The 18,068-nt window shown below is 68.8% G+C and carries 18 protein-coding genes; 8 read left to right on the top strand and 10 right to left on the bottom strand.

All coding sequences use genetic code 11. From position 1 onward, the window contains the following. Positions 1 to 35: 35 nt before the first annotated feature. Positions 36 to 602, top strand: coding sequence for an AAA family ATPase (locus tag ACFVHY_RS10710; protein WP_390271612.1), 567 nt, complete (start codon positions 36 to 38; stop codon positions 600 to 602). A 12-nt stretch (positions 603 to 614) separates the two neighbouring features. Here ACFVHY_RS10710 and ACFVHY_RS10705 read toward each other — a convergent pair whose 3' ends face one another. Together ACFVHY_RS10705 and ACFVHY_RS10700 are read right to left on the bottom strand one after the other, a co-directional pair. Next, positions 615 to 1,589, bottom strand: coding sequence for a class I SAM-dependent methyltransferase (locus tag ACFVHY_RS10705; RefSeq protein ID WP_390271610.1), 975 nt, complete (start codon positions 1,587 to 1,589; stop codon positions 615 to 617). A 62-nt stretch (positions 1,590 to 1,651) separates the two neighbouring features. Beyond that, entirely contained in the window at positions 1,652 to 2,440 is a 789-nt protein-coding gene (locus ACFVHY_RS10700; protein ID WP_390271608.1) for an enoyl-CoA hydratase/isomerase family protein, read from the bottom strand. A 127-nt stretch (positions 2,441 to 2,567) separates the two neighbouring features. On the opposite strand from ACFVHY_RS10700, the gene ligD reads away from it, so the two are divergent. Next, positions 2,568 to 3,548, top strand: coding sequence for a non-homologous end-joining DNA ligase (gene ligD, locus ACFVHY_RS10695; protein WP_390271606.1), 981 nt, complete (start codon positions 2,568 to 2,570; stop codon positions 3,546 to 3,548). On the opposite strand, the gene ACFVHY_RS10690 is transcribed toward ligD, so the two are convergent. Further along, positions 3,529 to 3,933 carry a MarR family winged helix-turn-helix transcriptional regulator gene (locus ACFVHY_RS10690; protein ID WP_058252199.1) on the bottom strand — a complete coding sequence of 135 codons (405 nt, stop codon included), beginning with the start codon at positions 3,931 to 3,933 and terminating at the stop codon, positions 3,529 to 3,531. The two genes, ligD and ACFVHY_RS10690, sit on opposite strands and share 20 nt — an antisense overlap. Before the next feature lie 101 nt (positions 3,934 to 4,034). Between ACFVHY_RS10690 and ACFVHY_RS10685 the strand changes: the two genes are divergently transcribed. Then, positions 4,035 to 4,634, top strand: a complete 600-nt coding sequence (locus ACFVHY_RS10685) for a maleylpyruvate isomerase family mycothiol-dependent enzyme (protein ID WP_390271604.1) — start codon at positions 4,035 to 4,037, stop codon at positions 4,632 to 4,634. A gap of 12 nt (positions 4,635 to 4,646) precedes the next feature. Here ACFVHY_RS10685 and ACFVHY_RS10680 read toward each other — a convergent pair whose 3' ends face one another. Then, positions 4,647 to 5,474, bottom strand: coding sequence for an NUDIX hydrolase (locus ACFVHY_RS10680; RefSeq protein ID WP_390271602.1), 828 nt, complete (start codon positions 5,472 to 5,474; stop codon positions 4,647 to 4,649). After that, positions 5,475 to 6,311 carry an ABC transporter ATP-binding protein gene (locus tag ACFVHY_RS10675; protein WP_058252176.1) on the bottom strand — a complete coding sequence of 279 codons (837 nt, stop codon included), beginning with the start codon at positions 6,309 to 6,311 and terminating at the stop codon, positions 5,475 to 5,477. It lies immediately after the preceding gene. A gap of 99 nt (positions 6,312 to 6,410) precedes the next feature. On the opposite strand from ACFVHY_RS10675, the gene ACFVHY_RS10670 reads away from it, so the two are divergent. Then, positions 6,411 to 7,412, top strand: coding sequence for an LLM class flavin-dependent oxidoreductase (locus tag ACFVHY_RS10670; RefSeq protein WP_388030983.1), 1,002 nt, complete (start codon positions 6,411 to 6,413; stop codon positions 7,410 to 7,412). Positions 7,413 to 7,433: 21 nt separating this feature from the next. Here ACFVHY_RS10670 and ACFVHY_RS10665 read toward each other — a convergent pair whose 3' ends face one another. From ACFVHY_RS10665 to ctaD, 4 genes are read right to left on the bottom strand one after another with little or no spacing between them, the layout of a single operon-like run. Further along, positions 7,434 to 7,856, bottom strand: coding sequence for a cupin domain-containing protein (locus tag ACFVHY_RS10665; protein WP_390271860.1), 423 nt, complete (start codon positions 7,854 to 7,856; stop codon positions 7,434 to 7,436). 23 nt (positions 7,857 to 7,879) lie between these two features. Then, the gene (locus ACFVHY_RS10660) at positions 7,880 to 8,656 is read right to left on the bottom strand and encodes a peptidyl-tRNA hydrolase (protein WP_390271600.1); all 777 of its coding nucleotides are present in this window, start codon (positions 8,654 to 8,656) and stop codon (positions 7,880 to 7,882) included. A 14-nt stretch (positions 8,657 to 8,670) separates the two neighbouring features. After that, a complete protein-coding gene (serB, locus tag ACFVHY_RS10655) occupies positions 8,671 to 9,912 on the bottom strand; it encodes a phosphoserine phosphatase SerB (RefSeq protein WP_058252179.1) in 1,242 nt (413 codons plus the stop codon). Between the two features lie 4 nt (positions 9,913 to 9,916). Then, positions 9,917 to 11,701, bottom strand: coding sequence for a cytochrome c oxidase subunit I (gene ctaD, locus ACFVHY_RS10650; protein ID WP_065632663.1), 1,785 nt, complete (start codon positions 11,699 to 11,701; stop codon positions 9,917 to 9,919). Positions 11,702 to 11,992: 291 nt separating this feature from the next. Here ctaD and ACFVHY_RS10645 point away from each other — a divergent pair, with 291 nt between their 5' ends. Continuing rightward, positions 11,993 to 13,042, top strand: coding sequence for an ABC transporter substrate-binding protein (locus tag ACFVHY_RS10645; protein WP_390271597.1), 1,050 nt, complete (start codon positions 11,993 to 11,995; stop codon positions 13,040 to 13,042). Between the two features lie 138 nt (positions 13,043 to 13,180). After that, complete coding sequence (locus ACFVHY_RS10640; RefSeq protein WP_065632744.1) at positions 13,181 to 13,669, top strand: carbonic anhydrase; 489 nt, start codon at positions 13,181 to 13,183, stop codon at positions 13,667 to 13,669. A gap of 19 nt (positions 13,670 to 13,688) precedes the next feature. Here ACFVHY_RS10640 and ACFVHY_RS10635 read toward each other — a convergent pair whose 3' ends face one another. Further along, positions 13,689 to 13,862 carry a hypothetical protein gene (locus ACFVHY_RS10635; protein WP_211539383.1) on the bottom strand — a complete coding sequence of 58 codons (174 nt, stop codon included), beginning with the start codon at positions 13,860 to 13,862 and terminating at the stop codon, positions 13,689 to 13,691. Between the two features lie 153 nt (positions 13,863 to 14,015). On the opposite strand from ACFVHY_RS10635, the gene ACFVHY_RS10630 reads away from it, so the two are divergent. Beyond that, complete coding sequence (locus tag ACFVHY_RS10630; RefSeq protein ID WP_390271595.1) at positions 14,016 to 17,018, top strand: DEAD/DEAH box helicase; 3,003 nt, start codon at positions 14,016 to 14,018, stop codon at positions 17,016 to 17,018. Continuing rightward, positions 17,015 to 17,824 carry a hypothetical protein gene (locus ACFVHY_RS10625; RefSeq protein WP_390271593.1) on the top strand — a complete coding sequence of 270 codons (810 nt, stop codon included), beginning with the start codon at positions 17,015 to 17,017 and terminating at the stop codon, positions 17,822 to 17,824. Before ACFVHY_RS10630 ends, ACFVHY_RS10625 begins: the two co-directional genes overlap by 4 nt. The last annotated feature ends 244 nt before the right edge of the window (positions 17,825 to 18,068 follow it).

The raw sequence follows: 18,068 nt of genomic DNA, 5'->3' as shown, positions 1-18,068 counted from the left end.
CCAGCGCCGCCCGAGCATCTGCGACCATAACGGATGTGACTTTCCACGACGACCTGCCCCACCCGCCCCGACGGGTCGTGGTGGCAGGTGTGTCCGGGGTCGGCAAGACGACCACCGCGCGTCGGATCGCCGCGATCATCGACGCCCCGCACGTCGAGATCGACGCGCTCCATCATGGACCCGGCTGGACGCGCAGACCCGAATTCCTCGACGACGTACAGACATTCCTCGCTCGAGACGCCTGGGTGACCGAATGGCAGTACGGCGACGCCCGACCCCTGATCGCCGCGAACGCCGACCTCATGGTCTGGCTCGACCTGCCGTACTGGACGACGACGTTCCCACGCGTCGTCCGACGTACCCTTCGCCGCCGCGTCCACCGTGAAGTGCTGTGGAACGGCAACACCGAGCCGCCACTGCGGACCGTCCTCACCGACCCCGAACACATCATCCGCTGGTCGGTGAGCCGGCGGCACGCGTATGCAGAATCGGTACCGCGTCTCCGCGAGACCCATCCCGAGCTGCCGATCGTCCGGCTGCGATCGCAGGCCGAGGTCGACGCCTGGCTCGCCGGGCCACTCGCCCGGACCGGGCGTGTCTGACGACGGAGCCGCCTACTGCGGCTTCGTCCCCGTCACCACGACGTTGTAGAAGAACTTCGGGGGTACGACCTTGCGCAGCACGTTCTCGTCGAGCCAGGTGAGGCGCTTCCAGCCGCCGAAGGCGAATCGTGCCCAGCCCCAGCCGAGCTTCTCCGGCGGCACAGCGGCCTCGAAGGTGCGGACCGGCCAGCCGAGCATCGCGGCGGCCAGTTCCTCGGTGGCGGTGGACACCTTCTGCGCGCCGGCAGCGCGGGCGATGCCGGCGAGCTCGTCGGGATCGAAGGTGTGGATGTCGACGACGGCCTCGAGAGCGGCCGCGCGCGAGGACTCGTCAAGCTCCTCCTGCGGGCGCCGCCATCCCTGCAGCGGACCGAGCTTCGTGACATTGGTCGTGGCGAACCACGTCGCCCGACTCATCCAGCGCGCGTAGAAGTCACCGATCGTCGACGGCTCACCCGCGAAGAGGAACCGCCCGCCGGGCTTGAGCACCCGCAGCACCTCGCGCAGCGCCTGCTCGACATCGGGGATGTGGTGCAGCACAGCATGTCCGACGACGAGGTCGAAGGTGTCGTCGTCGTAGGGGATCTTCTCCGCGTCGGCGACCCGGCCGTCGACGTCGAGACCGAGGTTCTCCGCATTGCGAAGGGCGACCTTGACCATCCCCGGCGAGAGGTCGGTGACCGACCCCTTCGACGCGACACCCGACTGCATCAGGTTCAGCAGGAAGAAGCCGGTGCCACAGCCGAGTTCCATCGCGCGCCCGTACGGCAGGGGCTCATCGGTGGCCACGGCGTCGAAACGGCCACGCGCGTAGTCGATGCAGCGTTCGTCGAAGCTGATCGACCACTTCTCGTCGTAGGTCTCGGCCTCCCAGTCGTGGTAGAGCACCTGGGCGAGTTTGGTGTCGGTGAGGGCAGCCTTGACCTGTTCCTCGGTGGCGTGCGGATTGGGAGCGGGATCGGTGCCCGGTGTGGCGTCGGTGGTCATGATCGCTTCCTGTGTGCGTGGTGATGGGGTGCTGTGGTGGAAGGGTGCGCGGCGACGACGGCTCAACGGCCGACGAATTCCGCCTTCCCTGGCCCGTTCTCGACGAACGACGCCATTCCGATGGCGCGGTCCTCGGTCGCGAACAGGGGGGCGAACAGCTGCTCTTCGATCTTGAGCCCGGTGTCGAGGTCGACGCCGAGGCCTTGGTCGACGGCCTTCTTGATCGCGGCGAGCGCCACCGAGGCGGCGCCGTCGAACTGTCCGGCCCAGGCGAGCGCGGCGTTGTAGACCTCGTCCGGCGCGACGACCTCGTCGACGAGTCCGATCGCCAGTGCCTCTGCGGCGTCGACGAAGCGGCCGGTGAACATCAGGTCTTTGGCCTTCGACGGCCCGATGAGGCGTGCCAGCCGCTGCGTGCCGCCGCCGCCGGGGATGAGACCGAGCAGGACCTCGGGCAGCCCGAGCTTCGCGTTGTCGCCCGCGATACGCCGGTCGGCACCCAACGCGACTTCGAGGCCACCGCCGAGCGCGTACCCGGTGATGGCCGCGACGGTCGGCTTCGGGATGGCGGCGATCGCGCCGAGATCGCGTTGCAGGCGACCCGCCACCCGGCTCATCTCGGCGTAGCCGACGTCCCGCATCTCCTTGACGTCCGCGCCGGCCGCCAGGATCTTCGGGCCGCCGTAGACGACGACGGCCTTGACGTCGGCGCGGACCGTGGCCTCCTCGGCCGCGGCGGCCAGTTCGGCCTGCACCTGCCGGCTCAACGCGTTCATCGGCGGTCGGTGCAGCAGGATGGTGCCGACGCCCGGATGAGCGTCGGAGCACTCGAGGGTCACGAACTCAGGCATGGTCGAAGGCTACCGGTAGGTAAGTCCGGTCGGCGCCCCAGCCCGACGACCCGAGCCGACGACCCGGCACGCACGACGCGGCCCGGAGTCCGCCGCTCACCGGCATCGGAGCCATACAGTGGCGGTCATGGCGAAAACGTCGGGTTCCGCAGGTGATCCCATCGAACTCGAGGTGGGCGACCGCACCGTCCGGCTGTCGAGTCCCGACCGCGTCTACTTTCCCGAGCGCGGTGAGACCAAGCGCGATCTCGCCGAGTACTACCTGTCCGTCGGCGACGGGATCGTCCGTGCGCTGCGCGACCGTCCGTGCATGCTGCACCGGTTCCCCAAGGGCGTCAGCGGCAACAAGGTCCACCAGAAGCGCGTCCCCGCCGGCGCGCCGGACTGGCTGGAGACCACCAAGATCTACTTCCCGCGGTACGGCCGCACCGCCGACGAACTGTGCGTCACCGAACTGGCATCGGTGATCTGGGCGGTGCAGATGTCGACCGTCGAGTTCCACCCCTGGAACTCACGGCGCGACGACCCCGAGTCACCCGACGAGTGGCGTATCGACCTCGACCCGATGCCCGACTGCACGTTCCCCCGGATCCGGCGCGTGGCGCACGTCGTCGAAGAGGTTCTCGACGAACTGGGTATGCGCGGGTTCCCCAAGACCTCGGGCGGTCGCGGGCTGCACATCTACGTCCGCATCGCGCCGGAGTGGGGCTTCCCGCAGGTCCGGCGTGCGGCGCTGGCCTTCGCGCGGGAGGTCGAACGTCGGGCGCCCGACGACGTGACGACGACCTGGTGGCGCAAGGACCGCGACCCGGCGGCGGTCTTCGTCGACTACAACCAGAACACCCGCGACCACACCATGGCGTCGGCCTACTCCGTGCGTGGCAACGAGCGGGCCACCGTGTCGACGCCGATCACCTGGGCCGAGATCGACGACATCGAACCCGACGATTTCACCATCGCCACCGTGCCGGCCCGGTTCGCCGAACTCGGAGATCTGCACGCGGAGATCGACGACGTCGCGCACCGACTCGACACCCTCATCGACTGGGCCGACCGCGACGACATCGGCACCGACGAGGACGCCGAGATCATCGATATGGATCGGTGACGTCGCGTAACGACCGCAATGCCTTCTCCAGGGCGGCGAACTGGGCGTCGCCGAGATGCTCGCGCCACTCCTGCTGCTGCGCCTCGACCTCGCGCGCGGCGACCTCGCACAGGTGAACGCCTCGTTCACTCAGCGTCACCAGCCGGGCGCGACGGTCGGACGGGTCCGGCACCCGGGTCAGGTAGCCCGCCGCCTCGAGCTGGTCGACGATGCCGCCCGCGGTCTGCTTGGTGACACCCGCCTGCTCGGCGAGATCGGTCAGCCGCATGGGTTCGGGTGCCAGCCGCTGTAGCACCCGGGACTGCGCCGGAGTGATGTCGTCGGCCCCTTCCTCGGCGATCCGTGCCAACACCCGGCGCTCGGTCGCGCGATGGGCGATGAACATCAGGACGGCGATCTGCGGGTCGGACACGTCGTTGACTTTAGTACGAAACCCTGACTAATATCAGTCAGGGAACCTGACTATCTGTGCGGCGGGAGCGACCGATGGACACCGACCTCATCTGGCAACGCATCGACGAGCAACGACTCGAACTCGCCGGACTGATCGAGACCCTCACGCCCGAGCAACTCGCCACCCCGTCGCTGTGCGACGCGTGGACGGTGCGCGACGTCGCGGTCCACCTCACCCACTCCCACACCTCACCGGCACGAGCGATGATCGCCGCGTGCCGATACGGATTCCGGTTCAACACGATGATCCGCGAACTCGCGCTGCGCGACGACACCACGGCGGATCAGGCCGCCTCGAAGTTGCGCGCCATGGTCGGTTCGCGTCGGCATCCGATCGGGACGACTCCCATGGCGCCGCTGCTGGATTCGCTCCTGCACGGGCAGGACATCGCGGTCCCGCTCGGACTCGACCGGCCGATGCCGACCGACGCCGCGACGGCGTGCGCCGACTACCTGTGGTCGACGGGTTTCCCGTTCCACGCACGTCGCCGAAACGAGGGACGACGCTACGTGGCCACCGACTGCGACTTCGCGGCCGGGACGGGCGAGGTCGTCGAGGCGCCGATCCGCGACATCGTCATGCTGTTCGGCGGACGGACGAACGCCGCCGGGGCTCTGGCGCCCTCAACCTGACAGCGCGTCCGGTCAGAGCGTGATCTCGGGCGGCTGCTGGTCGCCGAGAGTCCGGAAGTACTCGTCGGAGCCGGGGAAACCGAGGCCGGCCAGCCCGGCGCCGGGTGTCACGTTCGGCAGGATCGATTCGATGACACGCTCGGCGTCGAGCAGTTCGTCGATGGTCGAGAACTGCGAGACGTAGTTGAGCTGCGACCACGTGGGCGGCATGAGGAAGTGCTGGCCCGCGGCCCAGGAATCGATCGCGACCCGGGCGTTCACCCACCGGGCGACCTCGGCTTCGGTGGTCTCGGCGTCGGCGTGCTGTCCGTCGGGCATCGCGGCCAGGAAGAACCGGGTGTCGTAGCGTCGCTTCTCGTTCACCGGGGTGATCCAGTGCGCGAGCGGACGCAGCAGATCGGCACGCAGCGTCAGTCCGCGCGCGGTGAGGAACTGCGCGAACGACAACGACTTCTCGACGAGGCGTTGCCGATCGTCGGCCAGTCCCTCCGGGTCGGCGAAGGCGCCGGCGGCATCGGTCGCGAGCAGGACGCCGCACTCTTCGAACGTCTCGCGGACGGCCGCGCACACCAGGGCCTGGGCGATCTCGGCGTCGCTGCCGAATTGCCCGGCCCACCAGGTGGCCTCGGGACCCGTCCACGCCAGGTCGGCGTCGGCGTCCCGCTTGTCGACGCCGCCGCCCGGGAACACCGTCATTCCCCCCGCGAAGGCCATCTGCTTGACGCGGCGTTGCAGGAAGACCTCGATGCCGTCCGCGGCGTCGCGGACGAGTACGACGGTCGCCGCATCCCGCAACGGTGCGGACACGATGTCCGGGCCCTGTTCCTGTGTCGACGTCATTCAGTTACCTCCTGCTGCTCGACGGTGGCCACCCGCGCGGCGCCGGCGCCGCGCGAAGTACCGGCCGTCGACTTTGTCCAGAACGATCTGCTGGCGGAAGGCGGCGGTGAGGTTCTCACTGGTGAGTACCTCTTCGAGCAGCCCTTGGGCCACCACGCCACCCTCGGACAGGATCATCGCATGTGTGAAACCTTCGGGGATCTCCTCGACGTGGTGGGTGATCAGCACGATGGCCGGGGCGTCGGGGTCGGCGGCCAAACGCGCGAGACGATCGACGAGTTCTTCGCGGCCACCCAGGTCGAGCCCGGCGGCCGGTTCGTCGAGCAAGAGCAGTTCGGGGTCGGTCATCAGCGCGCGCGAGATCACGACACGCTTGCGCTCGCCCTCGGACAGCGTGCCGAAGCGACGGTCCGCGAGGTGCTCGGCGCCCATCGATTCCAGCGATTCGACGGCCTGCGCACGGTCCATGGCGTCGTAGCTCTCGCGCCACCGCCCCAGGACCGCATATCCCGCCGAGATGACGACGTCGCTGACGATCTCCTCCGGCGGCACTCGATCGACCAGCGACGGGCTCGAGACCCCGATCCGGGTCGACAGCTCGCGGATCTCGACCCGGCCGAGCTTCTCGTTGAGCACGAAGGCGGTGCCCGACGTCGGGTGGATCTCCGCCCCGGCCAGTCGGATCAGTGTCGTCTTGCCCGCGCCGTTGGGTCCGATGATCACCCAGCGTTCGTCCAGTTCCACCTGCCACGACAGCGGGCCGACGAGAGTCTTGCCGCCTCGAACGACGGCGACGTCGCGAAAATCGATCAAGAGGTCGGGATCGGATTCGGTCACTCCCCCATCCTGCACCACGAGGGAATGGTCGACCCGTTCGACTCACGGCAGACCGGACGGCGGGAATAGTCCGGGGCGTCGGCCGCATTGAACATCGTCGTGACCCCTTCGAACCTCCCCTTGTCGATCCTGGATCTCGCGCAGATCGGTCGTGACGAGACTGCCGCGCAAAGCCTGTCCGCCAGTGTCGATCTCGCACAGAACGCGGAGAAGTGGGGCTACCGCCGGATCTGGTACGCCGAGCACCACAACATGTCGGCCATCGCGTCGTCGGCGCCGGCGGTGCTCATCGCACACATCGCCGCGCACACCTCGACCATCCGTCTCGGCGCCGGCGGCGTGATGCTGCCGAATCATTCCCCGCTGACCATCGCCGAGCAGTTCGGCACACTCGCCGAACTCCATCCCGGGCGCATCGACCTCGGGCTCGGCCGGGCCCCCGGCAGCGATCAGCAGACCTTCGCGGCCCTGCGCCGCACCCACGCCTCCGCGGAGCGGTTCCCGCACGACGTCCTGGAGCTGCAGGCCTTCCTCGGCGACGAGTCGCGTGTCGAAGGCGTCCGCGCGACCCCGGGGGCGGGCACCCACGTGCCGCTCTACATCCTCGGCTCGTCGCTGTTCGGCGCGCAGCTCGCCGCGGCCCTCGGACTTCCGTACGCCTTCGCCTCCCACTTCGCGCCGCAGGCGCTCACCGAGGCCGTGGCGTTGTACCGCCGCGAGTTCCGGCCGTCAGAGGTCCTCGCCGAGCCCTACGTCATCGCGGGTGTCGGGGCGATCGCCGACGAGGACGCCGACCGTGCGCAGACACAGCTGCAGATCGCGAAACGTCAACGCGTGTCGCTGCTCTACGGCCGCGGCCGGACCTTCACCGACGAGGAAGCCGACGCCATCCTCTCGATGCCGCAGGGACGCCAGATCGACGAGATGCTGACGTACTCGGGTGTCGGGACGCCGGGCGACGTGCGCGACTACCTCTCGTGGTTCGCCGGGCACGCCGACGCCGACGAGCTGATCGTCGCGTCGCTGGCGCCCGATCGTGACGTGTGGCTGGGCACCTTCGGCCACCTCGCGCCGGTGAACTCACCGGTCGCCGCCGGCTAGCCGAGATCCGAGGGCAGACCGTCAGGCCAGCCGGAAGTCCTCGAAGTCGAACCCGGGCACGACGATGCAGCTGACGAGTGACGGCTCGTCCCCGGCGGGCCGGGCACGCTGCCACACGCCCGGCGGCACGAGCGCTTGCGGGTGCTCACCGGATTCGATGTCGGGCCCGACCAGAATCGTGGTGGGGTCACCGGGGGCATCGGCGTCCCCGCCGAGATCGAGTTCGACCGGCGCTCCTCGATGGTGCAGCCACAGTTCGGCGCCGCGTACCGTGTGCCACGCCGACTCGTCGCCCGGCATGAGGACGAAGTAGATCGCCGTGCCGGCGGCACGGTCGCCGGTATAGCCGTCGGCAAGCGACGCCGACGGCACGACGACGTCGCTCCGCCACGTCTCCCGGAACCAACCGCCTTCCGGATGGGGTTGCAGGTCAAGAGCTTTCATCCATTCCGGGGGTACCGCAGCGCTCACGTGTCCTCCTGGGCCCGGATGACCTCGGCGATGACGGTCACCGAACCGGGCGGGATCTCGGTGAACCCGGCGTCTCGAACGGCCACCGCCCTCCCGACGGCATCGGCGGAGAGCAGTTCTCGCCACCGCCCGGGCGTGGCCTGACGGACCGCGAGCGGGCAGTCGTCCCGACGCCACGCGATCGCGTCGTCCGCGGCGAGGAGCTTGGCCGCCAGCATCGACGCGTGACCGACCTGCGCGGCCAATTTGCCGACGGTCATCGGCAGGTCGGGATTGGTCCACAGCACGACGCCGGAGACCGGCGGCTGCTCGGGCAGCTCTCCCTCGACCTCGGTCCCACCGATCTGCAACTTCGCGACACGACGGTCGAGGTCACCCACGCGGCCGGGCACGAACGCCCGCGCCGACGCCCTGCCCTCGGTCGCGGTCACACCCCAGACCTCCTGCGCGGCAGCCCATTGCGCGCCACGCGCGCGCCGGGCGATCTTCCGGATTCGTGCGTCGCACCAGGCGTCCATCGCCGCCGACCACGGACCGTCGCCCGCACTTCGTTCGTCGAGGCACAGTAACGCCACCGCTCGCGCCGCCGCGGTCAGCAGTTCGGTGCGGTCGGGCGGATCGTTCTTCTCGATGCGGAGCACCATCGCCATCGCCAGGACGTCGGCAGGATCAGACGGGTCGTCGCCGCCTCCGACGTAGGCGACCAGCCGCCGATGATCGGCCGTGATCGCTTCCGGATCGACCTGCGGAGAGACCGTGCGCTCGGATTCCATGGCGCGGTGCGAGGTCAGCCCAGGGGTACCCGGCGATAGACGCCGTCGGCGGCGTCGGCCGCCTCGATCTCGTCGCGGGAGACGCCCAGGATGAACAGGACCCCGTCGAGGAACGGGTGATTCAGCGTGGCGTCGGCGACCTCGCGCAGCGCCGGCTTCGCGTTGAAGGCGATTCCCAGCCCGGCGACGCTGAGCATGTCGATGTCGTTGGCGCCGTCGCCCACCGCGATCGTCTGCTCCATCGGCACCCCGACCTGATCGGCGAACGACCGCAGCGCGTGCGCCTTGCCCATCCGGTCGACGACCTCGCCGACGACCCGGCCGGTCAGCTTGCCGTCGACGATCTCCAGGGTGTTGGCCCGGACGAAGTCGAGTTCGAGTTCGTGCGCGAGTCCGTCGATGACCTGACGGAAACCGCCGGACACGAGACCGCAGTGGAATCCGAGGCGGTGCAGCGTACGGATCGTCGTCCGAGCACCGGGGGTCAGCTCGAGTGACTTGGCGACGTCGTCGAGAACACTCGCGTCGAGTCCGGCCAGGGCCTTGACGCGTTCGTGGAGGGACTGCGCGAAATCGAGTTCACCTCGCATCGCCGCCTCGGTCACCGCGGCGACCTCGGCTTCGCGGCCCGCGTGCGCGGCGAGCATCTCGATCACCTCGCCCTGGATGAGTGTCGAGTCGACATCGAAGACGATCAGGCGCTTGGCGCGCCGTGCGAGTCCGCCGCGCTCCACGGCGATATCGACCGCATGTTTCGCGGCCACCTCGGCGAGGCCTTTGCGGAGGGCGGCGTCGGCGGCGACACCGCCGCGCCCGGCCACGCTGACCATGAGTTCGAGGCCGGTGAGCGGGTAGTCGGCGATCCCGCGGATCGAGTCGATGTTGCCGCCCTGGCTCGCCAGTTTCGCCGCGACGGCGCTGAACGCGGTGGCGGTGACCGGGCTGCCGAGGATCACGACGGCATGCGAGGACGGCGAGCGGCTACCGGGATCGACCCCGATCTCCACCCGGACGTCGAAACCGATGGACGCCATCGCCTGTTCGACGACTTCCTGCAGCGCCTCGGGGTCGCCGGTGGAGGACACCAGCACGCCGAGGGTCAGCTGCCCGCGGATGACCACCTGCTCGACGTCGAGCAGTGCAACGGCCTGACCGGCCAGGGCACCCATGAGAACAGAGGTGACACCTGGCCGGTCGGGACCGGTGACAGTGACCAGGACGGTCGTACCGGAACTGGCTGTCGAGTCCTTGCTCACCGGGTCAGCGCGGGTCGGGATCCGGGGATCCCTCGTGCGTTCCCACGGTGAACGGCTCGCGACGAGCCTCTTCCATCTGGCGGTCCTTGCCCGCGGCGTGGCCCGGTCCGACGTGCGCCTCGGCACGCATGCGGTCGATCATGTGCGGGTAGTGCAGCTCGAACGCCGGGCGCTCCGACCGGATGCGGGGCAGCTCGGTGAAGTTGTGGCGCGGCGGCGGGCAGGAGGTGGCCCACTCGAGCGAGTTGCCGAAGCCCCACGGATCGTCGACGGTCACGACCTCGCCGTAGCGGTAGCTGCGGAAGACGTTCCACAGGAACGGCAGGGTCGACAGGCCGAGGATGAACGCGCCCACGGTCGAGATCATGTTCAGCGTCGTGAAGCCGTCCGACGGGAGGTAGTCGGCGTAGCGACGCGGCATGCCCTCGTTGCCCAGCCAGTGCTGCACCAGGAAGGTCATGTGGAAGCCGATGAACGTCAGCCAGAAGTGGATCTTGCCGAGTCGCTCGTCGAGCATGCGTCCGGTCATCTTCGGGAACCAGAAGTAGATGCCGGCGTAGGTGGCGAACACGATGGTGCCGAAGAGCACGTAGTGGAAGTGCGCGACGACGAAGTAGCTGTCGGACAGGTGGAAGTCCAGCGGCGGGCTCGCGAGCAGCACACCGGTCAGACCACCGAAGAGGAACGTCACGATGAAGCCGACCGAGAACAGCATCGGGGATTCGAACGTGATGTGACCGCGCCACATCGTGCCGATCCAGTTGAAGAACTTCACGCCGGTGGGCACCGCGATCAGGAACGTCATGAAGGCGAAGAACGGGAGCAGCACGGCGCCGGTGACGTACATGTGGTGGGCCCACACCGCGGCCGACAGGGCGGCGATGGCGAGCGTGGCGTAGATCAGACCGGAGTAGCCGAAGATCGGCTTGCGCGAGAAGACCGGGAAGACCTCGGACACGATGCCGAAGAACGGCAGGGCGATGACGTACACCTCGGGATGTCCGAAGAACCAGAACAGGTGCTGCCACAGGATGACGCCGCCGTTGGCCGGGTCGTAGATGTGGGCACCGAACTGGCGGTCGACCTCGAGACCCATCAGCGCCGCGGTCAGTAGCGGGAAGATGAGGAGGATCAGCACGCTGGTCACCAGGATGTTCCAGGTGAAGATCGGCATGCGGAACATCGTCATTCCGGGTGCGCGGAGACAGATCACGGTGGTGACCATGTTGACGCCACCGAGGATGGTGCCGAGACCCGAGACGGCCAGACCCATGATCCACAGGTCGGCGCCGATGCCGGGGCTGTGCACGGCGTCGGTCAGCGGCGTGTACGCGGTCCAGCCGAAGTCGGCGGCGCCACCGGGCGTGATGAAGCCGGCGACGGCGATGGTCGAACCGAAGACGAACAGCCAGAAGCCGAGTGCGTTGAGTCGCGGGAAGGCGACGTCGGGCGAACCGATCTGCAGCGGCAACACGAAGTTGGCGAAGCCGATCACGATCGGCGTCGCGTACATCAGCAGCATCACGGTGCCGTGCATCGTGAAGAGCTGGTTGAACTGCTCGGTGGACAGGAACTGCATGCCCGGCATCGCGAGCTCGCCACGCATCAGCAGGGCCATGAGGCCGCCGATGAGGAAGAACGCGAAGCAGGCGGTGATGTACATCATGCCGATCAACTTGTGATCGGTCGTCGTCAGCAGCTTGTAGATGAACGAACCCTTGGGCTGATAGCGCTCCGGGAACGGACGCACTGGAGCCACTTGCGTGGTGGGTTGGTCTACCGCGGTCACAGATCCTCCTCTTGCCCGAACCCGACGCCGAACCCCTTCGGCCGTCGGTCGGCACATGAACAAACCGAGCGCTGGTTACTGATCCTAAACCCTCACCGGTGCCCGGGCCGAGCGGGTCCTACGATCTGTCGTATTCGATGTCGGAGCCACCGGATCGGCAGTGCTCATCGGCGGTTTCTTCGACGACGCGCCAGGCTCTCGGAGCACCCCTCAGATTGCCGGCGTCCGGCGCCCGGGAGTGCGCATCCGAGCCTACGCCGGGCGCCTCGGGACCGGTGCTAGGTTGAGCGGGTGCAACGGAGGGTCACGGTCGCGAACGAGGCCGCCAGAAGTGTCGAGGCAGCCACCGGCGAGACCCGGCGCTCACTCGTCCGACGCATTGGCCTGGCGACCACGATCGGGTTGACCGTGGTCGCGCTGGCCTCCTGTTCGGGCGAGGAACCGCTGACGACTCCGGACGGCTCCCCCATCTCCACCGTGACGACACGGGTGGCGGAGGTGAACATCGTCTCGGCCGACCGTGATTACGCGAAGACCTGCCTCGCACCCACCGCGCCGGATCCGGGTGAGGCCGACGTCGAACGCATCGTCGTGACCGACCCCGCCGTCCTCGACGCGCTGTGCGCCCTCGGGCTCGGCCCCGAGGTCGTCGCGGTGGCTGCCGAACCCGGTTCCGTGCCCGAGTATCTCGGTCCCCAGCTGACCTCGGTCCCGGCCATCGGACCGACGCCCGACGCCGCGGCGGTCGCCGACGCCGATGCCGGACTCGTCCTCACTACCGCCGACACCGCGGACTCCGCCCGCGCGTTCCCCGGTGTCCGCACCGTCACCGTCCCGGCCGACGGCACCTGGCAAGAGCAGTTCCAGGCCGTCGCCGACGCCGTGAACCGCAGCGGGTCGGGTCGGACACGTCTCGCCGAGTACACGACCGAGGCCACCAAGACCGGCCGGCGGATGGACGCCTCGCACACCCAGGTGTCGCTGGTGCGCTTCGGCGACGACTCCGAGACCATCGCGGGGATGAACACCTTCGCCGGCCAGGTGCTCGGGGACATCGGCGTCCAGCGGCCCGGCCCGCAGCGCGTGCCCGACTCCTTCGCCGTCACCGACGAGAACTTCCGCGACGCCGACGCCGACCTCATCTATGTGAGCTTCGAAGGCGAGGAAGGCCTCGCCCACGGGGAAGAGGTCCTGCTCAGCGACGAATGGCTCAGCCTCGGGGCGCCCGTCTGGAAGCGCGTCCTCGCCGTCGACGACGACGTCTGGTACGAGTCCTCGGGACTCGCCGCCGCCTGGCTGGTCCTCAACGACGTCAAGGGCTCACTCGACGGCAACTCCTGACGGTCTCCGATCGGCAGGTGTCGCACATCGTTGCCCCAGGCGCAACGAAGCGCTACATCTGCGTGGCCGTTTCGACCACTTCCGATCACCCACGTCCAAACCCTCGCCGGGGCGACGTCGACACATCAGGATCGGCGCATGAGTGTCACCGACGAATACCTCGCGAACAACGCCGAATACGCCAAGACCTTCACCGGGCCGTTGCCCCTGCCGCCGGCCAAGCACGTCGCGGTGGTGGCCTGCATGGACGCCCGGCTCGACGTCTACCGCATCCTCGGATTGAACGAGGGCGAGGCCCACGTGATCCGCAACGCCGGCGGGGTGGTGACCGACGACGAGATCCGCTCCCTGGCCATCAGCCAGCGACTGCTCGGCACCACCGAGATCATCCTCATCCACCACACCGACTGCGGCATGCTGACGTTCACCGACGACGACTTCAAGCGCCAGATCCAGGATGAGATCGGGCAGAAGCCCGCGTGGTCGGCGGAGGCGTTCGCCGATCTCGACGAGGACGTCCGCCAATCGATCACCCGGATCCAGAACAGCCCGTTCGTCACCAAGACCACGTCGTTGCGCGGGTTCGTCTTCGACGTCGCGACCGGACTCCTGCGCGAGGTGTCCTGACCCGGGTTACCCGACCTTCCTACGAGTCGCCGCCCTCGGAGCGCTGAACCGCTTCGGGGGCGTTCTCGCGCGTGGCCATCCCGCCCTCGCGTCCGTGGTCCTGCGGGCCGGGCGGATCCTTCTCGACTTCTTTGTCCGGACCCTTGCCCGTATCCCTGTCCCCCGAGGTCGCGGAGCTCTCGGACTGTCCCATCGGTGCCTCCTACGATCGTTCCGGCCGGTCTGCCGGGCGACGATCGTCGATACCCGGCTCCCCGAGCGGGCAAACCATTGTCGGGTGGTCGCGCGGCGTCCGCCGTCGCCGACTGGTGTCGGAGCCCGTCGCTAAACTGGCCGACGATCCTCCATGCCACATGATGCGCCGTCCAGCGGGCAGCCTGCCACCGACTCTGCCCCGAAGCCCAGCTCCGCCGAGCCCCTGCACGCCCTGTGGCGACCGGGCGTCGGCCTGGCGGTGTGGGTCGACGGGGACCCGTCCGATCTCGCCGCGCCCCTGCACGACCTACTCGACGGCCGTCGCTTCCGCAGCGAGATCCCCGTCGTCGACGCCGACGGCCACCGACGATTCGTCCGCGCCGCGACGTTGGGCATGACGTCGGCGATCACGCTCCTCGACGCGTCGCGATCGATCGCGGTGACCGGCGATGTCCGCTGGTATCGATATCTCCTTGACGGTGTGCGGGCCTTCGTGCGGTCGGGCACCGTGGCGCCGTCGGTCCAGCAGGTGGCCGGCGAGTGGATGGTGCGCTGGGTCGTCGTCGCGACGCCGACGTGGCGCAGCTGGCATGCCGTCGTCGTGGGGAGCGCTCCGGATGCGCTGCTGTACAACGGGTCCGCACCCGCTCTGGACGACTTCCTCGCCGAACTCGTCGACCACGAATGCCGTTCTGCCATCGCTCGTTCCGCCGTCCCACTCGGTGAACCACGACCCGCGTCACCCATCGTGCGGGCACTGCTCCCCGACGCCGATCCCCGCCCGCCCAGCTCGCCGGAACGTCTCGCCGCCGCCGCGGGTGGCTGGTCGCGGTGGAACGCCGGCGCTCCGCGCGACGATCGTTCACTCATCTTCCGGCTGCACGAACCCGAGTACGACGACCTCGCCGACGCTCAGTGGGCCGACGCATGGGACGACGACACCGTCGACCCGCCGAGCCGCTCCGCGGTGGCCGAGACCTCGCGGTGGCGACTGCAGGTCTGTCGTCGGAGCATCGACGGACAGGTCGAACCCGTCGCACCGCACCGCCTCGACGCCCACGAACTCGACGAACTGACGACCGAGTTGGCCACGGCAGTCCGTGAATTCCCCGAACTGGGCCGCGCCGACCCCGATCGGGGTTCCCTCGACTTCCTGCTGCCGACCGCGATCGCGGAAGAACTCTTCGCCACGGGCGCGGCGGCGCTCGGCGCCGTCGGCATCCCGGTTCTGTTGCCCAGGACGATTGCCGAGGTCCGTCCGAGTCTGACCCTGCGCGCGCTCGCCCCGCCCGGCGGCGGCGCACCGGCGGCGATGGTCGGCCTGCGGGAGATCCGGGAGTTCGAGTGGCGTCTCGCCCTCGGCGACACCCCCGACGCGATCACGCTCACCGATGCCGACCTCGACGAATTGTCCGGCCAGAAAGGCGATCTGGTCCGCGTGCGCGGGGTGTGGATGCGCGCCGAGGGCGCCGCGCTGACCCGGGCAGCCACGTTCGTCGCCACCCAGCGCGCGCTGGCCGCGGCCGAACCGCCGAGCGATTTCGGCGAGCTGTTCAATCTCGTCACCGGCGAGTCGGACCGTCTACCCGTACCGGTGTCACGAGTCGAAGGCCTCTCCTGGCTCGACGACGTCGCCGACACCGGCGTCCTTCGTCCCGAATCCGTCGCGCCACCGACGGGGTTGACCGCCACCCTGCGTCCCTACCAGCAGCGCGGCCTGGACTGGCTCGCCCATCTGTCGACTCTCGGTGTGGGCGGTGTGCTGGCCGACGACATGGGCCTGGGCAAGACCCTGCAGGTCATCGCTCTGGAATGCCACGAACGCAGCGATCCGTCCGGGTCGCCTGCCGATGATCCTCGGAAGCCGACGCTCGTCGTCTGCCCGATGTCTCTGGTGGGCAACTGGGCGCGGGAGTTCGCCCGGTTCGCGCCCGCGCTCCGTGTGGCGATCCACCACGGGCCGTCCCGCGAGTCAGGGGCGGCGTTCGCGGGCATCCGCGACTCCGTCGACATCGTGGTCACCACCTTCGCGATCGCGGCGCGCGACCACGAGCTGCTGTCCTCACGACCATGGCATCGAATCGTGGTCGACGAGGCCCAGCACCTCAAGAACGTGAACACCATTGCGGCCAAGGCGGTTCGGACGGTCCCCGCCGACCACCGACTCGCCCTCACCGGCACCCCGGTCGAGAACCGCCTGGAGGATCTCCGCGCCGTCATCGACCTGGTCAACCCCGGCCTGCTCGGGTCCGCGTCGGTGTTCCGCGCACGCTACGCCGAACCGATCGAACGGGATCGTGACCCGGCCGCCCTCCGACGGTTGTCCGCGATCACCCGGCCGTTCATCCTGCGCCGCGAGAAGACCGATCCGGCGATCGCCGCCGACCTCCCGGAGAAGGCGGACTTCGCCGTCCGGGCCAACCTCACCGTCGAGCAGGCGGCGCTGTATCGCGCGGTGATCGACGAACTGATGACGGCACTGCGCGACAAGCAGCAGCGCACACTACGACGCCGCAACGTACTGGCCGCACTGACCCGCCTCAAGCAGGTGTGCAATCACCCCGCGCACTATCTCGCCGACGGCACCGACCTCGTCCGCGACGGCGATCACCGCTCCGGCAAGGTCGAACTGCTGGCCGACATCGTCTCCACCGTCGCCGAGGAGGGCGACCGCGCATTGGTCTTCACCCAGTTCGCCGCCTTCGGTGACATGCTGTCGTCGTGGTTGTCCGCGGAGTTCGGCAGCGAGATCCCGCTCCTGCACGGCGGTCTGGGTCGCACCGAGCGCGACCGCCTGGTCGCCGACTTCCAGTCCGACGACGGGCCGCCGGTCCTGCTGGCGACGCTGAAAGCCGGCGGCACCGGGCTCAACCTGACCGCGGCCAACAACGTCATCCATGTCGATCGGTGGTGGAACCCGGCTGTCGAGGACCAGGCCACCGACCGCGCCTACCGGATCGGCCAGGACCAGAAGGTGTCGGTGCATCGGTTCGTCTGTGTCGGCACCATCGAGGAGCGCATCGACGACATGATCGCCAAGAAACGTGAGCTGTCCCGGCTGACGGTCGCGGCCGGCGAGAACTGGGTGTCCGACCTCGCCGACGACGAACTCTTCGAACTCATCCGGCTGCGCGACGAGGCGGTCAGCGAATGACGGTGCGCAAGAAGGGTACGCAACGACGCGGTGAGCGTGGCACGATCGCGGTCCGCGGCTATGGCCTCACCTCGTGGTCACGCGCCTTCGTCGATGTCGTCGAGGGCCGCGGCGCCGACGGCGAATCGGTCGCGGACAGCCGGCGTATCACCAAGGCGCGCAGGTATTTCCGCGATCGGCATCTGCGCGGCCTGCGGATCGACGCCGGCCGGGTGACCGCCTCGGTGGAGGGCACCCAGCTCGAGCCGTTCGACGTCATCCTGACCACCCGCACCGTCGACACACCGACACTTGCGAACCTTCTCCGCGAGCGCAACGCTGTCGATGAACTCATGCTGCTCACCCGCGGCGAACAGCCGCCGGCGCTGGGTGAGCTGCTGGTGCCCACGGAATCCGCCGACGTCGAGACCGACTGCACGTGCCCCGACGAGGCGCCGCGGTGCATCCATGCTCTCGTCACCTGCTACGAGGTGGCAGCCGAGATCGACCGCACCCCGTTGACCCTGCTGACCGTGATGGGCACCGACCTGCGAGCACTGCTGGCCGAGATCGACTCTCGCCCACCGGATTCACGGACCTCCGACGAGGGCGGGTCAGCAACCTCACTGCAGGTCGACGACTACTACGGCACCGCCTCGACGTTGCCTCCGCTGCCGTCGCCGTCGCGGATTAACCCGCTGACCGCGCTCGACGGCGGCGAACTACGGGCGGCGTTGCGCGCCACCGGCGTCGCGCCCGCCGACATCGCCGAGGCGATCGACGAGCTCGGCGATCTCTACGACCGCCTCACCGCCGGCGATTCGTAGCTCGAAGCCACTAGGGCATTCTGGACGAGTCGAGCTCGTATGGCCAGCAAGACATCCTGGACATCGCTAAGCTCCGAGCACCGACGCAGTGGTTACTAACACGACTGAGCACGCCACAAAACCGGCGAACCCGTAGACGGCCCTGCCACACGCACGAAACTTACGCGACGCGACGCTGGCCAAGTCGATTACCTGCTGCCACGCGTCGTCACTTACCTGGCGGTGCTTCACATGCTCGGTGAGA

The organism is Gordonia sp. NPDC127522 (genome assembly GCF_042672305.1).
In the GTDB taxonomy this organism is placed as follows: domain Bacteria; phylum Actinomycetota; class Actinomycetes; order Mycobacteriales; family Mycobacteriaceae; genus Gordonia; species Gordonia hongkongensis.
This window is presented reverse-complemented; position numbering and strand designations above follow the sequence as displayed.